18 protein-coding genes and 1 riboswitch are annotated in these 25294 nt (G+C 49.9%); of the genes, 16 read left to right on the top strand and 2 right to left on the bottom strand.

From position 1 onward, the window contains the following. Nucleotides 1–2 precede the first annotated feature (2 nt). Nucleotides 3–638 (bottom strand): SDR family oxidoreductase, encoded by a 636-nt coding sequence (locus JNUCC32_RS26945; RefSeq protein ID WP_192570370.1) that lies wholly within the window; start codon nt 636–638, stop codon nt 3–5. 427 nt (nt 639–1065) lie between these two features. Here JNUCC32_RS26945 and JNUCC32_RS26950 point away from each other — a divergent pair, with 427 nt between their 5' ends. From JNUCC32_RS26950 to JNUCC32_RS26970, 5 genes are all read left to right on the top strand, one after another. Further along, nucleotides 1066–2427: an FAD-dependent oxidoreductase gene (locus JNUCC32_RS26950; protein ID WP_192570371.1), complete on the top strand. Its 1362-nt coding sequence runs from the start codon at nt 1066–1068 to the stop codon at nt 2425–2427. A 133-nt stretch (nt 2428–2560) separates the two neighbouring features. Further along, nucleotides 2561–3154, top strand: coding sequence for a DUF4352 domain-containing protein (locus tag JNUCC32_RS26955; RefSeq protein WP_192570372.1), 594 nt, complete (start codon nt 2561–2563; stop codon nt 3152–3154). A gap of 258 nt (nt 3155–3412) precedes the next feature. Then, the gene (locus JNUCC32_RS26960; RefSeq protein WP_192570373.1) at nt 3413–4006 is read left to right on the top strand and encodes a TetR/AcrR family transcriptional regulator; all 594 of its coding nucleotides are present in this window, start codon (nt 3413–3415) and stop codon (nt 4004–4006) included. Between the two features lie 111 nt (nt 4007–4117). Continuing rightward, complete coding sequence (locus JNUCC32_RS26965) at nt 4118–5365, top strand: MFS transporter (RefSeq protein ID WP_015737789.1); 1248 nt, start codon at nt 4118–4120, stop codon at nt 5363–5365. A 462-nt stretch (nt 5366–5827) separates the two neighbouring features. Further along, nucleotides 5828–6688, top strand: a complete 861-nt coding sequence (locus JNUCC32_RS26970; RefSeq protein ID WP_192570374.1) for a formate/nitrite transporter family protein — start codon at nt 5828–5830, stop codon at nt 6686–6688. A gap of 140 nt (nt 6689–6828) precedes the next feature. On the opposite strand, the gene JNUCC32_RS26975 is transcribed toward JNUCC32_RS26970, so the two are convergent. After that, the gene (locus JNUCC32_RS26975) at nt 6829–8655 is read right to left on the bottom strand and encodes an APC family permease (protein WP_009590329.1); all 1827 of its coding nucleotides are present in this window, start codon (nt 8653–8655) and stop codon (nt 6829–6831) included. Nucleotides 8656–8821: 166 nt separating this feature from the next. Continuing rightward, nucleotides 8822–9017, bottom strand: a riboswitch (cyclic di-AMP (ydaO/yuaA leader). A 485-nt stretch (nt 9018–9502) separates the two neighbouring features. Here JNUCC32_RS26975 and JNUCC32_RS26980 point away from each other — a divergent pair. The 11 genes from JNUCC32_RS26980 (at nt 9503) to JNUCC32_RS27030 (ending at nt 25292) form a co-directional block, all read left to right on the top strand. Next, nucleotides 9503–11578, top strand: a complete 2076-nt coding sequence (locus tag JNUCC32_RS26980) for a molybdopterin-containing oxidoreductase family protein (protein WP_228468832.1) — start codon at nt 9503–9505, stop codon at nt 11576–11578. 244 nt (nt 11579–11822) lie between these two features. Next, nucleotides 11823–12800, top strand: coding sequence for an ABC transporter permease (locus JNUCC32_RS26985; RefSeq protein ID WP_090909857.1), 978 nt, complete (start codon nt 11823–11825; stop codon nt 12798–12800). 27 nt (nt 12801–12827) lie between these two features. Beyond that, nucleotides 12828–13727, top strand: coding sequence for a carbohydrate ABC transporter permease (locus JNUCC32_RS26990; protein WP_192570375.1), 900 nt, complete (start codon nt 12828–12830; stop codon nt 13725–13727). A 68-nt stretch (nt 13728–13795) separates the two neighbouring features. Beyond that, nucleotides 13796–15475 (top strand): extracellular solute-binding protein, encoded by a 1680-nt coding sequence (locus JNUCC32_RS26995; protein WP_192570376.1) that lies wholly within the window; start codon nt 13796–13798, stop codon nt 15473–15475. 164 nt (nt 15476–15639) lie between these two features. After that, nucleotides 15640–17214, top strand: a complete 1575-nt coding sequence (locus tag JNUCC32_RS27000) for a response regulator (RefSeq protein ID WP_192570377.1) — start codon at nt 15640–15642, stop codon at nt 17212–17214. Next, nucleotides 17211–19043, top strand: a complete 1833-nt coding sequence (locus tag JNUCC32_RS27005) for a sensor histidine kinase (RefSeq protein WP_192570378.1) — start codon at nt 17211–17213, stop codon at nt 19041–19043. Before JNUCC32_RS27000 ends, JNUCC32_RS27005 begins: the two co-directional genes overlap by 4 nt. 388 nt (nt 19044–19431) lie before the next feature. Continuing rightward, nucleotides 19432–20685: an MFS transporter gene (locus JNUCC32_RS27010; protein WP_192570379.1), complete on the top strand. Its 1254-nt coding sequence runs from the start codon at nt 19432–19434 to the stop codon at nt 20683–20685. 446 nt (nt 20686–21131) lie between these two features. Next, entirely contained in the window at nt 21132–22379 is a 1248-nt protein-coding gene (locus JNUCC32_RS27015; protein ID WP_009594526.1) for a sugar ABC transporter substrate-binding protein, read from the top strand. Between the two features lie 102 nt (nt 22380–22481). Beyond that, nucleotides 22482–23387 carry a carbohydrate ABC transporter permease gene (locus JNUCC32_RS27020; protein WP_009594508.1) on the top strand — a complete coding sequence of 302 codons (906 nt, stop codon included), beginning with the start codon at nt 22482–22484 and terminating at the stop codon, nt 23385–23387. 45 nt (nt 23388–23432) lie between these two features. Continuing rightward, entirely contained in the window at nt 23433–24251 is an 819-nt protein-coding gene (locus JNUCC32_RS27025; protein ID WP_009594477.1) for a carbohydrate ABC transporter permease, read from the top strand. 39 nt (nt 24252–24290) lie between these two features. After that, nucleotides 24291–25292 (top strand): LacI family DNA-binding transcriptional regulator, encoded by a 1002-nt coding sequence (locus tag JNUCC32_RS27030; RefSeq protein WP_090909864.1) that lies wholly within the window; start codon nt 24291–24293, stop codon nt 25290–25292. The last annotated feature ends 2 nt before the right edge of the window (nt 25293–25294 follow it).

A 25294-nucleotide genomic window follows, 5' to 3' on the forward strand; every position in this document is an offset into this window, starting at 1 on the left:
ATTCAGCCCGAATCAAGACCCTTCAAGGCATCTTGTATGGGATGATCGCCTTGAATCAGATCGAACGCCTTAAGTTCCGTCTCTGGCGTGGAGAGACACAGCACGGCTGCTTGAGCGACATCTTGACGGGATATGGATCCGGTTTCCCGGAGATCGGGATGTGCCTGAACCCTGCCGGCAGGAGCGTCATCCGTTAACTCGCCGGTCCTTATGATCGTGTGAGTCAGCGTGCTTTCTTCAAGAATGGTCTCAGCTTTATGTTTGGCAAGCAAATAGGGCTTTAGTTCGGAGAAGTGCTCCGGATGTTTGGTCTCCATGCAGCTAATCATAATGAAGCGATTGATTCCTAGAAGCACGCACTGCTCGATCAGCCTCACGGTGCCGACATGATCCGTCTCCTGAGGATCTTCCGTTACCCCGGCGCCAACTGCGCAGATGACGGCGTCTACGTCCCTTAAACCATCGGAATAAGACTGCGTCAAATCACCGACAATTCCCTCGGCACCCTCCTGCTCCATCTTCCGTTTTTGAATCTCATCGGGGATCAGGCCGCGGACTTGATACCCCTTCTCGGCGAGAAGCTTCGCGATCCGTCTCCCGGTATTTCCATGCGCTCCGGCAACAAATACGGTTGTCATGATAAAGCACCTCCTGCACAACATTACCCGCAGCCGATTGTTTCAAAAAGGGAATAATCCGTTATTAATAAGAAAAACCTATTCCGGTATCTCGAGAATGTTGGCAAGCGGGGCCCTTTTAGCTTCCCCGGATCCCATACCCGTATTCTCGATTTCGCCTTATTCGGTGGCATCAAGACGTTAATCTTGGAGTCAAGATCATTCATCATTCCCACTATGTGAAATTATGAACAATATGTGAATAACGCAATTCGCCTATTGAAATGTGAAATAAATCACATTATAATAAGGTCATGAAGTGAAATCATTCACAATTAGTATTACCAGTCACCCATTCATGCTCAACAAGCGTTACCAAGCATGAATCCAGGCAAAATTGCTCATCTTAAACCAATATAAAGCTTCATTACTTGGAGGAGGAAAAACCATGAAAGTTGCAGTTATCGGTTGTACCCATGCAGGAACGTCCGCCATCGTGAATACCGCCAAACTTTATCCCGATGCACAGATTACCGTTTACGAACGCAATGATAACATCTCATTCTTGTCGTGCGGCATTGCGCTTTACGTCGGGGGCGTTGTGAAGGATCCGGACGGGCTGTTCTATTCTTCGCCGCAGAAACTCGACGAGCTTGGTGTCGAAACCAAGATGAAGCATGAGATCATCTCGGTGGATACGGACCGGAAAACCTTGAAGGTCCGCAACCTGGCCACGGAAGATTCGTTTGAAGATACCTATGACAAATTGATTGTTACCACCGGATCCTGGCCGATCGTACCGAAGCTTGAAGGCATCGATTTGAATAATATTTTGCTCTGCAAAAACTACGATCATTCCAACGCGATCATTGATAAAGCGCAAGGAGCCAAACATATTACCGTTGTCGGCGCCGGTTACATCGGCGTGGAGCTGGTGGAGGCCTTCCAACAGAACGGCAAGCAGGTAACTTTGATCGACAGTGCCGATCGGATTCTGAACAAATACCTGGATCCTGAGTTCAGCGGCAAGATCGAGGAATCGTTCCGTGAAAAAGGAATCGAGATGGCCATGGGGCAGACCGTGACGTCCTTCCAAGGCCAGGATGGCAAGGTGAATAAGGTCATCACCGACAAAGGGGAGATCGACACGGATCTGGTCATTCTCTGCATCGGCTTCCGACCGAATACGGAGCTGCTGAAGGGGCAGGTCGATATGCTGAAGAACGGCGCCATCGTCGTGGACCAATATATGCAAAGCAGCAAGCAGGATGTCTATGCAGCGGGCGATTGCTGCTCGGTGCTCTATAACCCGACGGGTAAAATGATGTACATTCCGCTGGCGACCAACGCTGTCCGGATGGGTACGCTCGTTGCACGGAATTTGGTGCAGCCCACAACGCCTTATATGGGAACCCAGGGTACGTCCGGATTGAAAATATACGAACACAACATTGCCTCGACAGGATTAACCGAGGGAGCGGCCAAGGATGAAGGTTTGAAGGTGGATACGGTCACCATTACGGACCATTACCGTCCGGAGTTCATGCCTACCTTCGAGGAAGTTACGCTGAAGGTGGTGTATGAACAGGAAAGCCGCCGGATGCTCGGTGCACAGGTGATCTCCAAGGCGGACATGACGCAGTCCATCAACACCCTGTCGGTGTGCATCCAGAACCGCATGACGATCGAGCAGCTGGCCTTCATCGATTTCTTCTTCCAGCCGCATTACAACAAGCCGTGGAATTTCCTTAACACGGCCGGCCTGCAGGCTCTGCCGGCGGTGGAGACCAAAGCGCCGGTACACGCTTAATTCATTCTAGGCAATAACGAAGACCCCCTGATTCGGGGGTCTTTTTCTTGTTTTAGAAGGAATATGGATTTTGACAGCGAATTGGAAAATATCCGGACATATCGATATCGACTTTCAGGAGGTAGGATAAAGTATGAATAAAAAAATAATGCTGGTCTCGGCTGTGTTGTTCTCCATGCTGCTGACGGCTGCTTGTTCCAGCAATCAGGCGGACCCGCCGGCAGAAACCCCGCCGGCTGTCGTGGATAGCGAGGGAACGGATCAGACGGGGGCGGCTGAAGAGGAACCGCCGGCAGAACCATCCCAAGGGGAGGGTCAACCTGCCGATGGAGAGACGAAACCGATCGACGAGCCTGCCGCTGTAGGCGATACGGTCGATTACCACGGCGCGGTCATCACGCTGAACGGCGTACGCGACTCCGAAGGCGACGAGTACTTGAAGCCCCAGCCCGGCCATACGTTTAAGGTGGTCGACATTACCGTGAAGAACAACGGTCAGGAGCCGTTGGTCATCTCTTCGGCACTGTCTTTTTCCATGACGGATTCAAGCGATCTTAACTATACGGTTCCTATTACGGATGACGTGAAGATGCTGGACGGAACCATTCCTCCGGGCGGCGAGCTGACGGGCGAGATTCCGTACGAGGTGAAGCAGGACGTTCAGGGGCTGCAGCTGAGTTACGGCGATCCGATGAAAGAAGGAAGAGCCATTTGGGCAGTGGAATAATGCAGCAATACATCGCATGTTGTTATTTTGGAATGTGCGAGATGGACAAGGATTTTGCTTCGGCAAAGTCCTTTTTTCGTTGCATTCGGAAGAGCGTCCTTTACATGGGAGGAGGTTTTCAGTATGATTAAACCGTACAGTCGGTTTTTTAAAGAAGGATGAAGTTCATTCATGACAGAATACATTTTTTATTACGGATCACGGATTTCCGCTGGTTGATGCGGACTGTTGAATCCAACGCAAGGAGTGCTAATACCGATGTCATCAGAAAAAGCGCAGCGAAAGCGGGATTTGATTCTGGATAAAGCCAAGGAGCTGTTCATCCAGCGCGGATATGCGGCAACGTCAATGGATGAACTGGTCAAGTATACGGGGGCCAGCAAGGGAAGTATCTATTATCACTTCGAGAGCAAGGAAGATTTGTTCGTCAAGCTGCTGACAAAGCAGAATCGGGAATGGATGGAAGCCTGGGACGACAAAAAGGCCGGTTACGCCAGCTTTGAGGAGAAGCTGTACGGGATCGCCGATCACATGGTTGACGACTTCCAGAATCCGCTCACCAAAATCGCGGAGGAATTCTATATCAACCAGCCGGAAAATAAGACGATTGTGGGCGAAATGCTGGCGATTCTGCAAGGTCCGCGTATGCTCTACCGCGAAATTCTGGCAGAGGGAACGGACGAGGGACGCATAGCGGCAGAGGATATCGACGAAATAGCCGTTATTTTCGGATCGCTGCTGGACGGGTTGTCGGTTTCGTACTTCGAACGGTCCCAGGAGGAATTAAGGCAGCTGTACCGCAAGAGCGTGATGTACTTTTTGAACGGTGTGTTATCGGGTGAAGGTTCATAGCGTACGGTGCGGTAGGAGGATTTATCGAAAACGCTTTTCTTAGCTAACAGGAAAGGGCGTTTTCGCAAATATAAATAAACCGAATAGTCGGTTTTAACAGGGGGATGGAGTATGAAGCATTTGTTTGGCAACCGCGCGTTCGTGCTGTTGATGGTATCTGATTTTATGCAAAATATCGGGATCTGGATCCGCAATATGGCGCTGTTGTTCTTTATTATGGAGCAGAGCAACCATGACCCGGTCGCCGTATCGCTGCTGACCGTGATTGAATACGCGCCGATCTTCGTGATTTCCATGGTTGGCGGCGTACTGGCTGACCGTTGGCGTCCCAAGCGAACGATGATATGGGGGGATATTTTAAGCTTCATATCCATTCTGCTTATTTTGTTTGTTGTGTATGCGGGATATTGGCAGGCCGTGTTTGCGGTGACGCTGGTCTCGGCCGTCGTATCGCAATTCTCGCAGCCATCGTCCATGAAGATCATCAAGCGGTGTTTGCCGGATGAGCATGTGCCCGCGGCCACGGCGTTATCCCAGACCTCGATGTCGCTGTTTATCATTTTGGGACCTATGGTAGGCACGACGATTTATCAAGCATTTGGATTGCAGGCCTCTTTAATCAGCTTGCTGATTCTGTTCGGCGCTTCGGCGATCGTGTTGGCCTTTCTGCCTTCCACCGTGGACGAACCTTCCAAGGACTCGGAATCAGCCGGTTCGTTCGTGAAGGACATGAAGGCAGGCTTCGCCTACATCGGTTCCAGCCGGCTGTTGAAGGTGCTGCTGGTGGTCTACGTTTTATTGGCGCTGGGCAGCGGACTCGTACAGCCGCTCGACATCTTCGTCATCACCGAGCGTCTTCAGCTGGAGATGTCCAGCGTCCAGTGGTTCACCGCGCTTGAGGGCTTGGGCATGTTGATCGGCGGTGTGATCGCAGCGGTGATTGCAGGCAAAGTGAAAGGTTCCTACTTGCTGTTCGCGGGGCTGGCCTTCCTTGGACTCTCGACCTTTGTCGAGGTGCTGTCCCAGTGGCCGATCCTGACCGGCTCGATGCGCTTCGTCACCGGGGTGCTGATGGCCATGGCCCAGACGGTCCTGATGGCGGTGATGATGCAGCAGGTGGAAGAGAAATTCATTGGCCGGCTGAACGGCGTGATGACGCCGATATTTACCGGCATGCTGCTCATCGGCTCCGGGCTGACGGGCTGGTATATGTCGGTAACCTCCATTGTCGTGGTGTATTTTACGGCAGGCGCGCTCTTCCTGCTGTCGTCATTCATCAGCATGAAGCTGCCGATCGCCAAGGTGCCGGTGCAGGAAACAGAGGCGCCTGTCAGGGTAGAGACTGCGGCCAAAGCCTAGCGGGTGAGTAAAAATCTATACATTTAAGCCGAATCTGGCAGAATGGTATCCAACACGAACGGGCTTCGTACTGGTAAAGACAATCCAAAAGAGCGGTGCCGGGGAGAAACCCGGGCACCGCTTTTTCGGCATATGCGATTCCTCGAAGGAAGCGAAAGGAGTCACCCTGCTAAAGCTGATCCGAAGCTCCACCCATGGACAGGGTGCTGTGCCTATATCCATATATCGCTTAAATGGCCACACCGAATCCGATCCATGTTATTCGCTGCAGCGTGGTCAGCAGATCAAGGCATACGGAACATCACATCTGCATCTGTCCGTCCCTGACGGACACGATTCGTGATATAATTCACGTTCTTGCCAAAGAAGCTGCGTTACAATGTTGGTAACGATAACACGAATATCATGAGCTGCATTCGGATAGGTAGACAAGGCGGATGCGGAAGAAATGAGGGAGTGACCATGGCTTACCATAAACCTGAGCGCATTGCGGAGATTACCGTGGAGAACGGGGTGAAAAAAGCGCATAACTCCGCCATAAACGTGATGATATTAGGATTCCTTGCGGGGGCATTTATTGCGCTCGGCTTTTTGCTTGACATACGCGTGATTGCCGGAGCGTCTCCGGAATGGGGAGGGATTGCCGGTTTTATAGGCGCGGCGGTATTCCCCGTCGGCCTGATTCTTGTCCTGCTTGCAGGCGGGGAGCTGCTGACGGGCAACATGATGGCCGTGTCCTTGGCCAGATTCAAGAGGAGAATTTCCACGAAGGAGATGATGCGGAATTTAGCGCTTGTCACGGTCAGCAATATGTTGGGAGCGTTATTCGTCGCTTACTTCTTCGGCCATGTGACCGGTCTGACAGGCAGCGGCGTTTACCTGGAGAAACTGGTGGATATGGCCGGGCATAAGCTGGACGACAGCTTCCTGCAAGCCTTCCTGTCGGGCATCGGGTGCAACTGGCTCGTAGCCCTCGCCGTATGGCTGTCCTACGGATCGGATCAGATGAGCGGCAAAATTCTCGGGATCTGGTTTCCGACCATGGCGTTTGTCGCCATCGGGTTTCAGCACGTGGTGGCCAACATGTTTCTCATCCCGGCCGCGATTTTTGAAGGCTATTACAGCTGGGGCGAGTATCTGATGAACTTCATTCCGGTATGGCTGGGCAATTTCGTTGGCGGCGCGTTATTTGTGGGAGCGACATACGGAACCGTTTATTTAAAGCAGGAGAAACAGGCCGCAGCCGCTCCGCGCGGCGAGCAGACGCCTGTGCCATCGGCCGGCGCTCCTCAACAGGTTCATTCGGCGCAGAATGTTTCCTAATGCCGGAAGCCTGGCGAGCGTCTGGCTTAAAGAAAAAGCTGCGTTCAACCGTCCTTGATGAAAGGCAGCGGTTGATCGCAGCTTTTTGTCGTGATGGGCGAGGCTGTTCCCAGTAATGAATCAAGCAGGGAACAAGCCCGCTATTTTTTTAAATGGTAGGGAACCGTCGTGATGATCACGTCTCTCCGATACAGGAGATGTGCCCGGATGAGCAGGCTGGATTGATTGTGCAGGAAATTATGCCAGCCCTTCTTTGGGATGAACTGCGGAATGACGACGGTAACCTGATAGTCGGATTCGCTGGCCTTGCGCTGCACGGTATCGATGAATTTCGTCAGCGGCTGAATGATGCTCCGATAAGGCGAGTGCAGCGTCACCAGCCGGATGTCCGGCTGCCACTTTTTCCATTTTTCCTGGAAGGCGACTTCCTCCTCCCGCTCGAACGGCACGTACACCGCGATGATTTGGCCCGCTCCCAGCGATTTGGCGTAATTCAGCGAGTTCTCCACCACATGCGTGATTCCTGCCACAGGCAGGATGATGACATTCCCCTCAATCGGCTTAACCGGCTCGCAGGTCGTAATCCGGAGCTGGTCCGCTACCGCCTCGTAATGCTTGCGGATCCGGGTGAAAATCCAGATGATCAGCGGCAGGAATATCAGCACGGTCCACACCTGGGCGAATTTCGTAAAGAAGAAGATCATGGTCACGATAAAGCTGATGCATGCGCCGGTGGTGTTAATGATCAGCTTGACGATCCAGCCTTCGGGCTTTTCGCGAATCCATTTCACCATCATCCCCGTCTGGGAGAGGGTAAACGGGATAAACACGCCGACGGCATAGAGCGGAATCAGATGCTCGGTTTTGCCTTCAAAAGCCAGCAGCAGCAGAATGGAGAAAAATCCAAGAATAATGATTCCGTTTGAGTATCCCAGACGGTCGCCGCGGACGGTGAACATTCTAGGAATGAACTTATCCTTCGCCAGATTGACGGCAAGCAGGGGAAAAGCGGAATACCCCGTGTTGGCGGCAAGGATCAGAATTAAGGCCGTTGTCCCTTGTATGAAGTAATAAAGCGCATTTCGCCCGAAGGTATGCTCGGCAATTTGGGAAACGACCGTGACTTGTTCGCTGGGACTGACCCCATAGTAATAAGCCAGGAAAACGATGCCCGAAAATAACAGGGCCAGCAGCGACCCCATCGCCACCAGAGTTTTGGCCGCGTTATTCGGGGCCGGGTCTTTGAAATTCGGAATGGCATTGGAAATCGCCTCCACGCCGGTCAGGGCGGAGCTGCCCGAGGCAAATGCGCGCAGGAGCAGAAACAAGCTCAGCCCGGCTACGGGCGTGCCGATCGGCGTATGAAGCTCCGGAGACGCATGGCCTGTGGCAATGTTGAATATCCCTACCCCGATCAGGATGAATAACGCAAGCACGAACAGGTAAACCGGATAAGCCAGTATGGAGGCCGACTCCGTAACCCCTCTTAAATTCAATACGGTCAAGCATAGAACGAACACGATGGAGATCGGCAGATTATAGGCATGCAATTCCGGAAAAGCCGACGTGATCGCATCCGTCCCGGCCGACACGCTGACCGCAACCGTCAGGATATAGTCCACGAGCAAGGAACCGCCGGCCACCAGCCCCGGGTACATGCCCAAATTCCGTTTGGACACGACATATGCGCCGCCGCCGTGCGGATAGGAGAAAATAATTTGTCTGTACGACAGGATAAGTGCCAGCAACAAGACCAGGACGCCGACGGCAATCGGTATGGAATACCAATAGGCAGCTGCCCCGACGGTCATCAACACAATGAGGATTTGTTCCGGGCCATAGGCCACGGACGATAGTGCATCGGATGACAGGATGGCCAGCGCCTTGGTTTTATTCAGCTTTTGTTCGCCTAATTCCGTCGATTTAAGCGGTCTTCCGATGAGGAAGCGCTTGATTGAGGATAACATGGTTGTTTTTCACCGCCGCTTAAGATTAAGTTCATGGTAGAAGCTCCCTGAACGGACTTCTATCGGTGTTTTTTATATGCTGGACCTAGGAACGGTCACCCTTCCTATGCTGATTTTTGGCAAACAAAAAACACAGGTTAGAACCCTGTGTTTGATCACAAGTTCACAACCCTCCCGATCAACGCTGACGAGGTTAGCTGTCGGATTCGGGCGGTGAGAGTCGCCCTACCTGATTCCATCGCGGCGTACGTACGCGATTGAATCAGGATTCACCCCTTAGTATGGTTGAAGGATCCTATAGGTATCCCTCCATACGGTTGGTTCCCCCGCTTTCCATCAAGGAAATTAAGCGAATGTCATGTGAATATGAAGAATGTTTTCGAAGCTGAATAGTATATTACGCCTGCTCCAATCGTTTGTAAAACATCCTCCAACGATCATTCGAACAGAATTATTTATAAAAAATGACAGATAAGCGCTTACATAAAGACGTGGCTTTGACAGGCTTTTTATTTTGCATGTTTTCTGCGAAAATCACGAGTTTCTATAATATGGAAGGTTAGTCGCGGGGAACATCGGTCACTGGGAGGATGCCATATAAACAAATTCGCCATGCCGGTCTCGGGGGAGGAGACACTGGCATGGCGAATTTTTTTGGGAGTGGTCCATGATTCGGCAAGGAAGAGAAAGGGTCTGGGTTCCTCTTCTTTGCTCTTGATAGGAATATACCCGGGGGGAAGAAAAGTGAATCACCTGATTAGAAAAAAATGTATGACTTTACTGGAACCCCGATTTTCTTTTAAGATAATGGGATATGATGCAGCCGAGCAAAAGGGGGAAGCACGAAATGACTCAAGCGATGATTCATCAGGAAAACGGCGTATTTCCGGCGGTATGTCCGTTGGATTGTCCCGATACATGCGGCCTGCTGCTGCATAAAGAGAACGGAAAAATCGTCAAGGTGACCGGTAATCCGGAGCATCCGATTACGCAGGGAGCCATCTGCAATAAAGTCCGTAATATGGCACACCGGGTGTACCATCCGGAACGAGTGCTCTATCCGCTGCGAAGAGTAGGTCCCAAGGGAGAGGGCGCCTTCGAGCGGATCAGCTGGGACGAAGCCATTCAGGAGATAGCCGGACGCTATAAGGGCTTGATCGAGGAATACGGCTCCGAGAGCATCCTGCCCTACAGCTTCTACGGCAATATGGGGATATTGAGCGTCGACGGCATGGACCGCAGATTCTTCAACAGGCTGGGTGCCAGCCGCCTGAAGCAGTCGATCTGCAATTCCGCGGGCAATGAGGGCTGGAAATCCGTGATGGGGTTTAATGGGGGAACCGTTCCGGAGGACACCGTACGAGCCGACGTCATCCTCGTCTGGGGCGGAAACATCGTCAGCACCAATATGCACCAGATGGTGATTGCAGAGAAAGCACGCAAAGCCGGTGCCAAGGTCGTTGTGATCGATGTCCACAAGAACCAGACGGGGCAATGGGCGGACTGGTTCATTCCGCTGTATCCAGGCACGGATGCGGCGCTGGCCGTCGGCCTCATGCACATCATGTTCCGTGACGGCATGGTAAATGAGGAATTCCTCCGCAAGTATACGATTGGTCATGAAGCCTTGCGCGAGCACGTCAAAGAATACACGCCGGAGCACGTTTCTTCCATTACCGGCATCTCGATCGAGGATATCGAGAAATTGGCCGACCTCTATGGCCGGGCCGATACCTCCTACATCCATATCGGCAACGGTCTTCAGCATCACGACAACGGCGGCTTGACGGTGCGCAGCATTGCCGCGCTTCCCGCTTTGACCGGACAATGGCTGAAGCGGGGCGGAGGGGCCGCGAAGTCGAACGGCGGTTACAACAGCATGGATAGCGACGCGCTTGAGCGTCCCGATCTCCGGCCGAATCCCGAAGCGCGCACGATTAACATGAACCGGATCGGCGAAGCGCTTGCCATGACCGAACAGCCGATTAAGTCGCTCTTCGTCTATTGCAGCAATCCGCTGGTTGTGGCTCCCGATACCGAGCGGGTCAGGGAAGGGTTTGCACGGGAAGATCTGTTTACGGTTGTGCATGACCTGTTTATGACGGACACGGCCAAGTATGCCGATATCGTGCTCCCGGCAACCTCCTCGTTCGAGAATACGGACCTGTACGCTTCCTACTGGCATCAGTACGTTCAGCTGCAGGAGCCGGTCATTCCGGCACTTGGGGAGAGCAAGGGCAACGTAGAGCTGTTCTCCATGCTGGGACGGGCTATGGGATTCCAGGAACCGGCTTTTCATGAGACCGAGGAAGAGATGATCGCAAGAGCGCTCGACTTCCCGGATAACCCTTATCTAAACGGCGTCACGCTGGACAAGCTGAGGGAACAGCGCCATGTGAAGCTCGATATGACGCCGCTTGACACGTATCTGGATCGTTTGCCGACACCTTCGGGACGCATCGAGTTATACTCTGCGCAGCTGGAGGAAGCAGGTCTGCCGCCCCTTCCGACCTACGTGCCGCTGAAGGAAGGATATGACGGGGTAAGGCGCGGCCGCGGTCATCAATACCCGCTCATGTTCATTTCGCCGCCAAACCATAACTTCCTGAACTCGACCTTTGCGAACGTGGAGAAGCATCAGAAGCTGGAGAAGGAGCCGGCCCTGCAGATTCACCCGGCGGATGCGGAGGAACGCGGGCTTCAGGACGGCGAGATGGTCATCGTATATAATGACCGCGGAACCTATGAGGTCCGGGCGAAGGTGACGGATAAAATGCTGCCGGGCACCGTAGTCAGCCAAGGCCTGTGGTGGGAAGGCGAGGGCCGCAAGCAGCGCGCCAATGCCCTTACGCCGGACAGGCTGTCCGACTTGGGGGGTGGGGCTACCTTCTTCTCGACGGTGGTCGAGGTCAGGGCTAAATGATGGCTGCCTAAAGATGCATACAGAGACTGCCTTATAGGTCTATATGACCTGAAGGCAGTCTTTTTTTATTTATTGGAAACGATAAAACATTCCGGTGGAAGTATAAAAAATCGGGGTTTTATTATATAGCTTCAATATATTTCCATGGGTAGAATGATACTAAGCTAATTGCAAACGGTTTCGGAATGCTGCAAATCCAGAGACCCAGCATGCTTTTACATCATTTCGTAACGGGAGGATAAATATGCCGCAAGCGACTACAGAACAGCAGCAATCACCCATTTCCCGGCAGCCAAAAATCCATAGTAAAAGTTTCCTTAGGCGATTAATGAAGCAATGGGATGTTCAACTTATGGTGTTACCAGGAGTGATTCTGGTTTTCATTTTTGCCTATCTGCCTATGTACGGAGTAATAACGGGTTTTATGGATTATAACTTGTTCACCGGTTCAAGGATTTGGGATAACCCGTGGGTTGGTTTTAAACATTTTGAAGCCTTCTTTGCCGCTCCCGAGTTTGAAAGGATTTTGCGCAACACCATTGTCATCAGTTTGTTGAAATTCTTCATCGGATTTCCGGCACCGATCGTACTGGCACTTTTATTGAATGAAGTTCGCCATATGCTATTCAAAAGAGTCATCCAGACGATTACATATCTGCCCCATTTCTTATCATGGGTTATTGTGGCAGGGTTCACCACCGCCTTGCTGTCAACGGAGAACGGAAGCATCAACATTCTGCTGGAGAGGATAGGGGCCATTGATGAACCGATCAATTTTCTCTCATTGAAAGAATATTTCTGGACAATACTCATTTCGGCTAACGTTTGGAAGGAGATTGGATTTAACTCGATTGTATTCCTGGCTGCAATTGCGAGTATCGATCCGGCGCTGTACGAGGCTGCAGACATTGACGGGGCTAGCAAGACCAAGCAGATCTATCTGATTACGCTTCCTTCGATTATGCCGGTCGTCATCATCTTCATGATTCTTGCTATCGGCAACTTGCTCAACGCCGGATTCGAGGACATCTTGCTCCTGGCATCCAATCCTGTGCTGAGGCCGGTATCCGATGTTATAGATACGTATGTCTATCGAGTAGGCCTAGGATCACACCGTTATTCCTATGCGGTTGCCATCGGATTGTTTAAGGCGATTATTAGTGTTGGACTGCTTACGATCGCGAACTATCTGGCTCGAAGATCCGGTAATAGCTTATGGTAAGAATTAGCAGCCCTCGGGAGGTACGGCATGTTAAAAAGAATTAGCTTCAGTGACAAGGTTACGCTTATCGTGATATACGTCTTTCTCAGTTTGCTGGCCTTCTCGGCGCTCTACCCGTTCTGGAATGCAGTTGCGGTTTCCTTCAACGTAGGCGTAGACACCGCAAAAGGCGGAATCACCTTCTGGCCAAGAGAGTTCACAACCGAAAATTACAATATCATACTCCAAGATGATCGACTGCTTAACGGATTCTTTATATCCGTAAGCCGTACCATAGTCGGAACGGCAACCTCCATATTCATGACAGCGCTCCTGGCATTCGGGATGACCCGTTCGTATCTGATCGGACGCAAATATTACACATTGTTCTTTATATTTACCCTCTACTTTGGTGGAGGATTGATTCCAACGTATCTCCTCATCCGCTCCTTGGGACTGATGGATAGCTTTCTAGTATTTATTATTCCATCCCTCATCAGTGTGTGGAACATGATCATATTCCGAACCTTCTTTAAAGGCCTTCCCGCCGGCTTGGAGGAATCGGCCAATATCGATGGCTGCAGCAATTGGGGCACTTTCTTCCGGATTATCCTCCCCTTGTCCGGGCCGGTTATCGCTACGCTGGCTTTGCTGACTGCCGTTGGGCACTGGAACGACTGGTTCCTGCCGAGCATTTACATCACCAACGATAATTTGCTCCCGATCCAGACCATTCTTCGGCAAACCTTGAATGCCAATATTGTAACCGGTTCAAGCTCCGTACTCGATAGTGCTTCGACGGCGCTGTTGGAGAATGCGAGACAGATTACGTCCAAGTCGCTCACGATGGCGATGATGATCGTTGTGACGCTACCGATCATTCTGGTGTATCCCTTTGTCCAAAAATATTTTGTCAAAGGCGTGCTGGTAGGCTCACTGAAAGAGTAGGCCCAGGAACGGTTTAAGGCGAACAGCTTTGAACATATATATTTTTGTAAATGAGAGGGGTTTAGTGAATGAGAAAGACAAGAAAGTCGTTGCTGTTGATGATATCTTTGCTTTTGGTACTGGTCACAGCTCTAGCAGGATGCGGAAAATCGGCAGATCCAGCCCCACCACCACCGGCAGCGAACAATGACGGCGAGAAGAAAACCGATCCGCCTGCAGAGGGGAATGGTGATGGCAAATGGGTACTCGGGGAGAAACCGCTGGAATTTACGGCGTATGCTCACTATGAGAACTCGGACTTCCCTAAATGGGAAAGTACGCCTATCGGTAAATATTTGAGCGAAGAGAAGCAAGTGAAAATCAATATGATTGCCGCTGCTGGAGCACATACCCAAAAGCTGAGCGCGATGATGGCTTCGGATGATCTTCCGGATATGATCTGGACAGATCGTAACCATCCGGACATGGAGAGACTCCGTAAAGAGGGGAAATTGGTAGCTTATGATGATTACCTCGATAAATATCCTAATCTGAAAACATGGATGGGCGATCTGAACATGCTTCGCTCCGATGACGGCAAGCTGTATATGTTCCCGAACTGGTATTCATCCAATCCGTACGGTAACGCAGGTTACGTAGTTAACAAGAAGATCTACAAAGAGCTAGGCGAGCCGCCGCTTGAAACAACAGATGATTTATATAACTACTTGGTAAAGGTTAAAGAGAAGTATGGTAGCGAAATTGTTCCGTTCGAACCGCACCGTGCGCAGGAAAGACAGGGGCTCGGCGTGCTGTACACCGCATTCGGAGAAGGTGCGAGCTACACTAACCTTAACGCTAGTTTGCTTGCAGTTCCAAAGGACGGGAAGCTGACGCCTCTGCTAACGGATCCGGTATTCCGCGAGGCACAGAAATACATTGCTAAGCTATACAGAGAGAAGCTTATTTCTCAAGATGCCTTCAGCCAAACCGAGGATCAGATTTTAGAGAAAGTCATGACAGGACGAGTGGCCGTATTTGCAGGAGCTAGTCCAACTACGATGGCGGGCGAGGCGCAGCCGGAATTGACCAAGAATGATCCGGATAGCGGATATTTCATGATCTGGCCGATTCATAAGCCAGGTTTGGATAAGAATAAAATCTATCCGGGTACTTACACCAGTTTCGGATGGAATGCTGCTTATATTACAACAGCTGCCGAAGACCCTGAAGCGATCTTCGCATTCCTTGACTGGTATACAGGTCCTGAAGGAATGAATATTCAATACTTCGGACCAGAGGGCAAGAACTGGGATGGATTCGATGAGGAGGGCAAGCCGAACTTCACGGAAAACTATGACCCGGCTGAAGTAGCGGAAATCCAATCCAAGAATGAACCTGTTATGTTCGTTGGGAATACGAGTTATATTGACCCTGCCAAATACAAGTACATGGAGAAGCTTCCTTTCGAAGAGCAGGATTGGAGAACGCGTTACCAACAGACGATTACATGGCCTACGCAGTTAAACGTCACGGAATTTGCGAACCTGAATCCGGCTCCAGATTCAGATGAAGGGATTATCAAAACATCGGTAGACGAATTGTTCCTCGAAATCTATGCCAAATCGGTTATGGCGAAGAGCGATGAAGAAGTTGACAAAGTTCTTGATCAAGGCCATAAAGATTTGATGGATCTGGGCTACGATCAGCTATTAGAATGGCGTACGGCCAAATGGCAGGAGAACGTAGCTAAGCTGAACGGCAACTAATTTAAACAAAGATGTCGCAGGTGAATTTCCCAAAGAACCCTCCAGGTTCTTTGGGAGATCTCTTTTTATTATGCATGTTTATTTTCTGCTTTTGTTAAATGCCTGTTTTAGATCGATTATACTATATGAATATGGATTTTTTTACAATGCCTGGAGGGATTCTCGTGTACAAGGTGCTGCTAGTGGATGATGAAGAGCTGGATCTTGAAGGAATGAAAAGGTTCATTCCTTGGCCTGATCTGGGTATGACCGTAGTGGGAAGCGTCAATAATGCGTTGTCGGCATGTGAAATTATCAAGAACGAGGATATCGATATATTGGTCAGCGACGTGAATATGCCCTATATGTCCGGCCTTGAGCTTGCGCGTATTGCGCTTGAACATAAACCTAACATGCGAATCATATTTGTCAGCGGATATCAGGAGTTCAGTTATGTGCAGCAAGCGCTCTTATTGAAAGCGTACAGTTATGTTCTCAAGCCGATGAATGATAGAGAGCTCGTCGCTTCGTTAATTAAGGTGAAACGGGATCTTGATGAAGAAATCAAGCAGCGCGAAGTGGAGATGGCCTATCAAGAGATGATTCCCATTGTCAAAAGCGATTTCCTTATACGTTTGCTTGAACGGGAAGAATCAGAAGAGTCGTTGACAATGATGAACTTTTCATATGAATTCGACCAGTTGAAGTGGCCGATTCGTGTCGCTGTCATGGAGCTCGATAATGTTTCTTGGCGCCAAGCAGGGAGTCTTTCTTCCCAGAGGGAAATGGCGAGGAGATTTCTGCAAGGTATTCAAGAGACAATTACGGATAGTGGCATGCTTCCATACTGTAAGCTGTCCACGAAACGAGTAGCGATACTGCTTGAGGACAATAACGCCACTCAAACGATGCGTACATTGATGGATAACGTTCAGCAGCATTTGACGACATCCATGACAACGGGGATTGGCGAACCCGTGCACACCTTGAATCAACTTCAGCTTTCATATAGGCAAGCTGTTGAAGCAGTGGAAGGCAAAATGTTTCTAGGCAAGGGAAGTATTATCAAGTACGAAGAGGTCTGTGCTGAGCCAGGAATGCTGGATGCCAGGATGCTTGATGAACGTATGAACGTCCTCTTAAAGGCGATGGAGGAATACGAGCTGGTCCAAATCTGTGATGAGCTAGAGAAGTTATTCGGTTCGATAAGGAATCTGCGCTCCCGATTTACCGTACGCAATATGTCGAACTATATTATATGGAAGCTCGAGCAATATTTAAGCAGTCGAAATGAAGATTTGTTTGACCTGTTAGGCATGGAGATTCATCATCTGGATATTTTGATGCAATTCGAAACCGTCAGTGATATTCGTTCTTGGTTTATACAGCATATTTTCGAGATTTCCGAACGATTATTCGAGAAATCCAACTCAAAAGACGGCAAATTCATCCGCAGCGTTATCCAAATGATGAAAGAACGAATGAGTGAGAATCTAACGATAAAGGATATTGCACAACATTTTTCTTTTTCGCCGAGCCATATCGGATTTTTGATTAAAGAGAGGTCGGGAAATACGTTTAATGAACTGCTTGTACAACTGCGTATGGAAAAAGCATGCGAATTGCTGAAACAGCCGGGCCTCAAAGTCTATGAAGTCGCCGATCAGGTAGGTTACCGCTATCTCCCATACTTCAGCCGACAATTCAAAGAAAAATTCGCGATGACACCCATGGAATATCGAAAGAGAGAATTGGGATGAACCATCGCTGGATCCCATCGTCCAGACCAAACGACAAGAAGCTGGGGTATATACCGATCGGCTACAAGCTCATGCTGACCTTCACGTTATTTATCCTGTTATTGGTTTCCGTGAACTTTTATATTTCTCACTCGATGTATGATGAGACCATGCGCAAACAGACCCGGGTAAACATCCAGGGAACGCTCAAGCAGATCCGAGATAATGTAGCCTATAAAGTAGATGATATCGTCCAGACTTCGGCGACATTGTACGATGATCCTACATTAGTTCAGAGCGTTCGCAGGAATTTATCGGGTACGGAGAATCATACCCGCATGAACAATGTCATTCTCCCGAAGTTAGAGAGCGCAGCGAAGGCGGTAGGCCTTAACTTAAGGCTATCCGTCTATTTTCATAATCAAACGGTGTACGAGAAGTATAAAAATTGGGACAGCGAAAGAAATAAAGATTTCAACGAACAAACCTATGACATTTACCACATGAACCGAATTCTAGGTGAGTTTTGGTACTTCATACTGCCGGAAGAGAAATACAATGCAACGATGATGTGGAAGCAGGTAGAAGAGGATGAGCGGGATGGACGGATCTCGATGATTCGACGCATGGTGGATATGAATAATCCGCTCGAGATCAAAGAGGTGGGAATCATGCGGTTCAGTGTTCGTTTGTCACAACTGTTCGATAGCGTGGATTACACGAAGCTCGGCGACGGAAGTATGTTATCGGTGCTGGATCCCTTCGGGAATGTGGTGTTTACTTCCGGCCAATTTGTTGAAGACAGCAGCCAAACCTCCGTCAAGGCAAATCATGATGCGGATGTAGCAGCATATGATAAGAACAATTATTTGATCATCGAAGAAGATTTGCCACAGAAGAATTGGAAGATTGTTGCTGAGGTTCCGCTTAACATTATTGAACAGGAAGCGAAGAGGGTACGAACCGTTTTGATTGTGATTTGTATCATCTGCGTCGTGTTGTTTACATATATGGGGTATGTTATCTCCCAGTCCTTCTCTAAGCGGATCATGAAGATTGTAGGGGTACTCAATGCATTTAGGGAAGGCGATTTGCATAAACGGATCACGTACCGGGGAAAAGGGGAGTTCTCTCAAATTGCGAATGCCTTGAATGCGATGGGCGAGGATATCGAAGCGTTAATAAAAGAAGTGTATTTGACCCAACTTCAAAAAAAGGAAGCGGAGCTTGAAATGCTGCAATCGCAGATCAACCCTCATTTCTTATACAATACGCTATCATCTATAAATCAGCTTGCAAAATTCGGGGAAACGGAGAAGCTCCAGGATATGGTTGTGCAACTGGCACAATTTTATCGGCTTACATTAAATTCAGGAAGAATATTGATACCCATAGCATCCGAGATTGAGCAGGCCAATGCGTATCTGGACATCCAGAAGGTAAAATATGGCCAGCGCATGGAAGTCACTTTTGATATCGATACGAATATATGGCCTTACGAGACCATTAAGCTGATCCTCCAGCCCTTTATTGAGAATGTGCTGAAGCATGCTTGGAGTGGAGATCGCATTCATATTCGGATTTCGGTTCACAAGGAAGGCGACGATATTCTGTACCGGATCATAGATGATGGTCTAGGCATGAAGCAGGAGCGAATACAGGAGATATTCGATCCCCGGGATAACAGCCATACCGGCTGCGGCATCCGCAACATTGACCAGCGGGTGAAGCTGCATTACGGGAGCGAGTACGGCGTGTCCATCTTCAGCAAAGTCGGAATCGGGACCTCGGTTCAAATACGCATACCTGCAAGAGAGAGAAATGCTAACCCGGATAAGAGAGGGGGATAGACGGGAGCCCCGGACCAGAGCGGTTCCTCGTGAAGCGGGGATCCGCTTTTTAGCGCCTGTTCGCTGTTAAGGTAAAGCGTCAATGAGTGTGCTTGCTAAAAATGGATCTCTCAAGCGATACTAGGATTTGGGCGATAAGAAATGACAAGCATTGTGCATTCATACAGGTTATAGGAGTATCAAAATAGAAGGCCTTTGCCTCTTTCCTTTAAGAAGAATTTATAAAAGCCCGCATGGGCTTTTTTTTAATATATTAGAATTTATAAAGTTTTTTGGGGTCCCCGCAAAGTATTTGGAATAAGCATCGGAGCGCAGGCTCCATTTTGTGGGGCTATTTTAGGTTTTATGCGTAAATATACTGCTGCGAGGCTGCTGGGAGATAATAAACATGAAATGGTTGGAGCAGTACCCTAAGGAAGTAAAAGGTTTTCTTGTTGCAAGTCTCGTTGCCTCCGCAGGCGGCTCCTTGATGTGGCCGCTGACAACGATGTACGTATTCGACGAGCTGGGACGCAGCATGCAGGATGCTGGCTTTGTCATCTTGATTCAGTCCATGGGGGGCATCGCGGGTCAGCTCCTTGGCGGCGCGTTATATCACCGGGTCGGGGTGAAGAAGCTGATCGTGGGCTCGCTCCTGCTGAACGCCCTCGGATTGTTCACCCTTCCGTTCATTAACGGATTATGGGGCTTGTTCATCGCGATGATGGGCTTCATCGGATTCTGCAACGCCGTATCGATGCCGGCCATCCAGGCCTTTATCGGCTTCCGGTTCGCCGATCGGCGGGGCGAATTGTTTAACGTCATCTATGTTGCCAATAATATCGGCGTAGCCTTGGGAACGGCCATGAGCGGGTTCCTGGCGGAGATATCGTATCATTTAAGCTTTGTCTTAAACGGCGTCACGTCTTTCGGCTTTGCGATTTTCTTCCTGTCTTACCTGACGAAGCTGGGCGGAACGAGCGCGTCCGACGGGTCGCATCATCCGCAGCCCAAGAGTCCGCTTCCGGCGGGGCCCGGCGCTTGGGCACTGCTTGGGAACACCCGCATCTATCTCTTTATGGGACTAGGCTCGCTGTTCCTATGGTTCGGCAATTCCATCTGGAACACGGGCGTGTCTCCGTTTATCATCTCGGAGGGGATGTCCAAGACGGCTTACGGTTATTTGTGGACGCTGAACGGGATCTTGATTTTCGCCGCGCAGCCGCTGACCAATGCCATCAAGCGATGGGCGGCCCGCACAGAGAGCAGTCAGATGACCGCGAGCGCCTTGTTCTATCTGGCGGCTTATGTTGTTATCGTGGCGATGCACAGCTATCCGGGCATGATCCTTGCGATGGTGCTGGCCACATTGGGCGAAATGCTGATTTCGCCAGCGATCCCGGCTTTTATTTCGGAACGTGCGGGACAAGCCGCTCCGTTCTATATCGGCGTGACCGGCGGCATGGGAGCCGCCGGCCGGGTGATCGGGCCTTATATCATGGGAACGATGTATGACGGCGGCGGACTGACCCCGGTGGCGTGGTTGGCCGCGGGAGTTGCCGTATTGTCATTCCTGTCGTTTGCGGTGCATGCCCGGCTTAGCAGGGACAGGGGGCTGGGCCACGACCGTCATGACAAGAGGGAACGCCAACTTAACGCTTAGCGCACTAATAAAGTGACGGATCATGACAGAACCATATTAAGCAGCAGGCATGCTTCGGAGCCTGCTGCTTTTTTGCCAGCGATTCATAGCTTACAGCCCTTGTCAAAGAAACGCCTTACAAAAAAAATAAAAAGGATATTGAAATCGCTCTCAGGGGGAGCTATAATGAACGTGTCGAAACGTTTCAAAACGAAATACGTTTTTTGAATTTATCAAGCAAGCAATCTTCTTATTTTGTTTACACAAGAGCATGATTATCCTTAGGATAACCATGGAAAGGTGCTCCATAGGGGGAATGAAGAGACATTAGGATTATAGAAATAACCTTTATCCGGCGTCTTTATTTTTTCGAATAAAATCGAAACGTTTCGAAGTAAGTGCTTTCAATTTATGTTTTGCATTACGTTTCGCATGCTGGTAAACATTAAAAACGGGGTGAATGTAGAATGAGAAAAAAATCAATATTGTGGACGTTGGCAGCATTGCTGGTGTTCTCGGTCGTATTAGCCGGATGCTCGGGCGGGTCTGAGAAAGCAGACGGAGGCAGCGAAGGCGGTGGCAAGAAGGAACTGAAAGTCTGGTTGATGGGTGACGAAACGGACGAAACCTTGATTAAGCAATACGAAGAGAAGAATCCCGGCGTAAAGGTAAGCGTTCAATCCATTCCTTGGGGAAGCGCGCATGACAAGCTGTTGACGGCGGTTGCTTCGAAGAGCGGCCCGGACGTCGTGCAGATGGGTACAACCTGGATCCCTGAATTCGCGCAAGCCGGCGCTTTGCTTGACTTGACGCCGTACCTTGAGCAATATCCGAATTTGAAGCCGGAGAATTATTTCGACGGTGCCGTTCAAACGATGAGTTACGACGACAAGGTTGTCGGCATTCCGTGGTACGTGGAAACACGCGTATTGTTCTACCGTACCGATATTCTTGCTGAAGTAGGCTATCCTGAAGGTCCTAAGACTTGGGATGAGATGAAGGATGCCGGCCAGAAACTGGCAGCCAGAGGCAATGGCAATTACGCGATCACCATCGATGCCAAAGATATGAACTACCTGTCCATGTTTGCTTGGCAGAATGGAAGCGCTATGATCGACGAGAACCGCAAGCCTCATTTCAACGAGCCGGAATTCATGGGAGCCATGGAATACCTGAAGAGCTTCTACGACACAGGCATGACGCCGCTTGCGAGCGATTTGGATCTGTTTGCCGCATTTAAGGACGGACAGTTCCCGATGTTCATCAGCGGTCCTTGGATGATTCAAGGCGTGAAGGATAAAGCGCCTGAGATTGAGGGTAAATGGGCAACCACAACCCTTCCTGCAAAAGAAAACAACGCATCGTTCCTTGGCGGAGCTAACATGTCCGTATTCAGCAGCACCAAAAATGCAGATGAAGCCGTTAAATTCATCTCCTTCATGAGCGAACAAGAATCGCAGCTGACCAACTACGATGTATCCAAAAACTTGCCTGCGATTAAGAGCGCATGGGAAGACAAACGCTTTGAAGATCCGATCTTCGCTACATTCGGAAAACAGCTTGAGAACGCCAGACCTGTTCCGTTCATCAAAGAGTGGGATGCGGTTTCCCAAGAAGCCATCGGTGCCTTTGAAAGAATCACGGTGGGCGGTGCGGACATCAAGACCGAAATGGATCAGTTGAACGCGAAGGCTACCGAAATTCTATCCAAATAACAAAAGCGTGTAACGCAGCCCGGCTTGTTTCTTCAGACGATGATGAAACAAGCCTGACTGCTTCCATAGCGTATCATCGAAACCCATATTTGCAGGAGGTGAATGACATTGCAGAACTTTATCAAGCGCTTTAACCGCTATAAGTACCCTTATATGTTTATTGCGCCCGCGCTGGTGCTGCTTCTGACGTTCTCAATCATTCCGATCATCATTGCGCTTGTCATCAGCTTCACGAACATCGACCTGGCGGGTCTCGCCAATTACTCCAATATTGAAGCCGTCGGCTTCGATAACTTCATGAATGTATTTAAAGATCCGGTTTTCCTGAAATCCATGTTTAACACCATGTTCTATGTTATTATCGGAGTTCCGCTTGTCGTTATGCTTGCCATGGGCGCTGCATTGCTGCTTAACTATGGCACGGGATGGCTGTTCAAGACATTCCGCGTTGTTTATTACATGCCTTCCATTACGAATATTGTGGCGGTCGCGGTTGTTTGGGGTTACCTCTATAACAGCCATTATGGCCTCTTTAACCATATGTTATCCTGGTTTGGTATTCCCGCGCAGCAGTGGCTGAATGATCCCACGCTTGCCAAGTTATCGCTGATCCTTCTGGCTGTATGGAAATCGATCGGTCTTAACATGATTATATTCCTTGCTGCCCTCCAGGGCATTCCGCGTTCCTATTATGAAGCGGCGGAGATCGATGGAGCGAGCAAGTGGAAGAAGCTGTTGTACATCACCGTTCCGCTGCTGAGCTTTGCGACCTTCTTTGTCACGATTACGACGCTGATCGGCTGGATTCAGTTCTTCGAAGAGCCGCTGGTGATGACCAAGGGCGGACCGCTGAATTCCACGATGTCGATGGCCCTCTTCATATACAACAATGGCTTCCAGCTCAGTAATTTCGGTTATGCGGCCGCAGGATCGTTTGTGCTCTTCTTCATTATCATTGTTGTGACGATCGCGCAATTCGCAGTCAAGAAAAAAGATGTCGAGTATTAAGATGCAAGCGATGTTCCGTATCGTAACTGAAGGAGGCTTTAGGGTATGGCAGCGAAAAGAATAGAAAAGACGGTCATGACGGTGCTGCTCATTGCAGGGGGACTGCTGATGATGATCCCGTTTATCTGGATGATCACGTCCTCGTTCAAGCCGGAGAATGAATTTACGGCGGTTCCGCCGACGTTATTGCCCAAAGAATTTACCATGAAAAATTATGTGGATTTATTTACGAAGCTGGACTTTATGGTCTACCTCAAAAATACGCTTATTATTGTGTTCTGGTCATTTGTGGGTCTGTTCCTCAACGCGCTTGCAGGATATGCATTCGCCAAGTTTGAGTTTCCGGGCAACAAAAAATTGTTCTATCTCGTGCTCGCCACGATGATGATTCCGGGACAGGTGACGATGATTCCGGTGTATCTGCTGATTAACGCCATGGGCTTGACCAATACGATGGCGGGTATCGTGCTCCCCGGCTTGGTCGGCGCTTTCGGTATTTTCCTGTTCCGTCAGTTCATGTCGACGATCCCGACGGATCTGATCGAGGCATCAAGGCTGGATGGCGCGGGAGAACTGCGGATTTTCTTCCGTTTGATCGTTCCGATCACGAAGCCGGTATTTGCGGTGCAGGGGATTTTGGCCTTCATCGGCGCTTGGAACAGCTTCCTGTGGCCACTCATCATGGCTAACGACCAGAAACTTTATACGCTTTCGGTAGGTTTGCAGCTTCTGAAAGGACAGCATGGATCCGATTTCGGTCTGCAAATGGCAGGTGCTGCATTTATGGTTGTTCCGATCATCATCGTATTTTCTTTCTTCCAAAAACATATTATTGAAGGATATACGATCTCTGGCATGAAATAAGATAGATAGAGTTTTTAAGATTAGAAGGGGCGAAAGGAAATGGCAACGATAAAGGATGTGGCAAAGCTCGCTGGAGTCGCCTTGTCGACGGCTTCATACGCGTTAAGCGGCGACAGCAGAGTGAGTTCCAAGACAAGATCAAAGGTGCTCGAGGCAGCAAGACAGCTGAATTATCGGAAGAACGGATTTGCCATGGATTTGAAGCGGAGCCGCACCAAGACAATCGCTCTAATTCTGACGGATTTATCCGGGCCTTATTATTCCGAGTTGATCCGAAGCGTACAGGAAGTTGCTTTGACCAACGGGTATGATCTGATAGCCTGCAGCTCGATGGGCGGCAGGGATTCGACGGCGGTTAAATTTTTGCGGGAGAAGAGGGCCGACGGCGCCATCATTCTCGCGCCCAATATTCGCGATGAAGTTCTGATCGAGACCTCCGGGCCTCAATTTCCGATCGTCGTGATGGATCGTCCATTATGCAGCGAATTCCTGGTCAATGTGCTGGTCGACGGGGAGCAGGGAGGATACACGGCTACTCGTTACCTGCTGGAGAACGGACATCGGCACGTAGCCTATATTAGCGGATCCTCGGATTCGTACGATAATCATTTGCGTTATCAAGGGTATTTAAGGGCGCTCGCGGAGGCGGGGCTGGAAGAACAGTCGAAGTGGCGCCTCAGCGGCAACTTCGTGCGCGAGGGCGGTTACAACGCCACCAAGATGATGATTATGCAGGGGGCGCTCCCAACGGCCGTATTTTACGGCAACGACGAGATGGCCATCGGAGGGCTGAAGGCATTCGAGGAAAGCGGAATTTCGGTGCCGGATGATGTGTCCGTCATCGGATTCGACGATATCCAATTAGCCGAATACGTGAATCCGCCGCTGACGACCATCAGGCAGCCCAAGAGCGAAGCGGGATCGCTTGCAGCCCATCTGCTGTTTCAGATATTGGGAGGCGAATCCGTAAAGCAGTCGTACATGCTGACAACGGAAATGATGGAGCGTGCGTCTGCAGGAAAGAGCAAAGTAGAAAGTTAATG

Source organism: Paenibacillus sp. JNUCC32, from assembly GCF_014863545.1.
GTDB lineage: Bacteria > Bacillota > Bacilli > Paenibacillales > Paenibacillaceae > Paenibacillus_AQ > Paenibacillus_AQ lautus_A.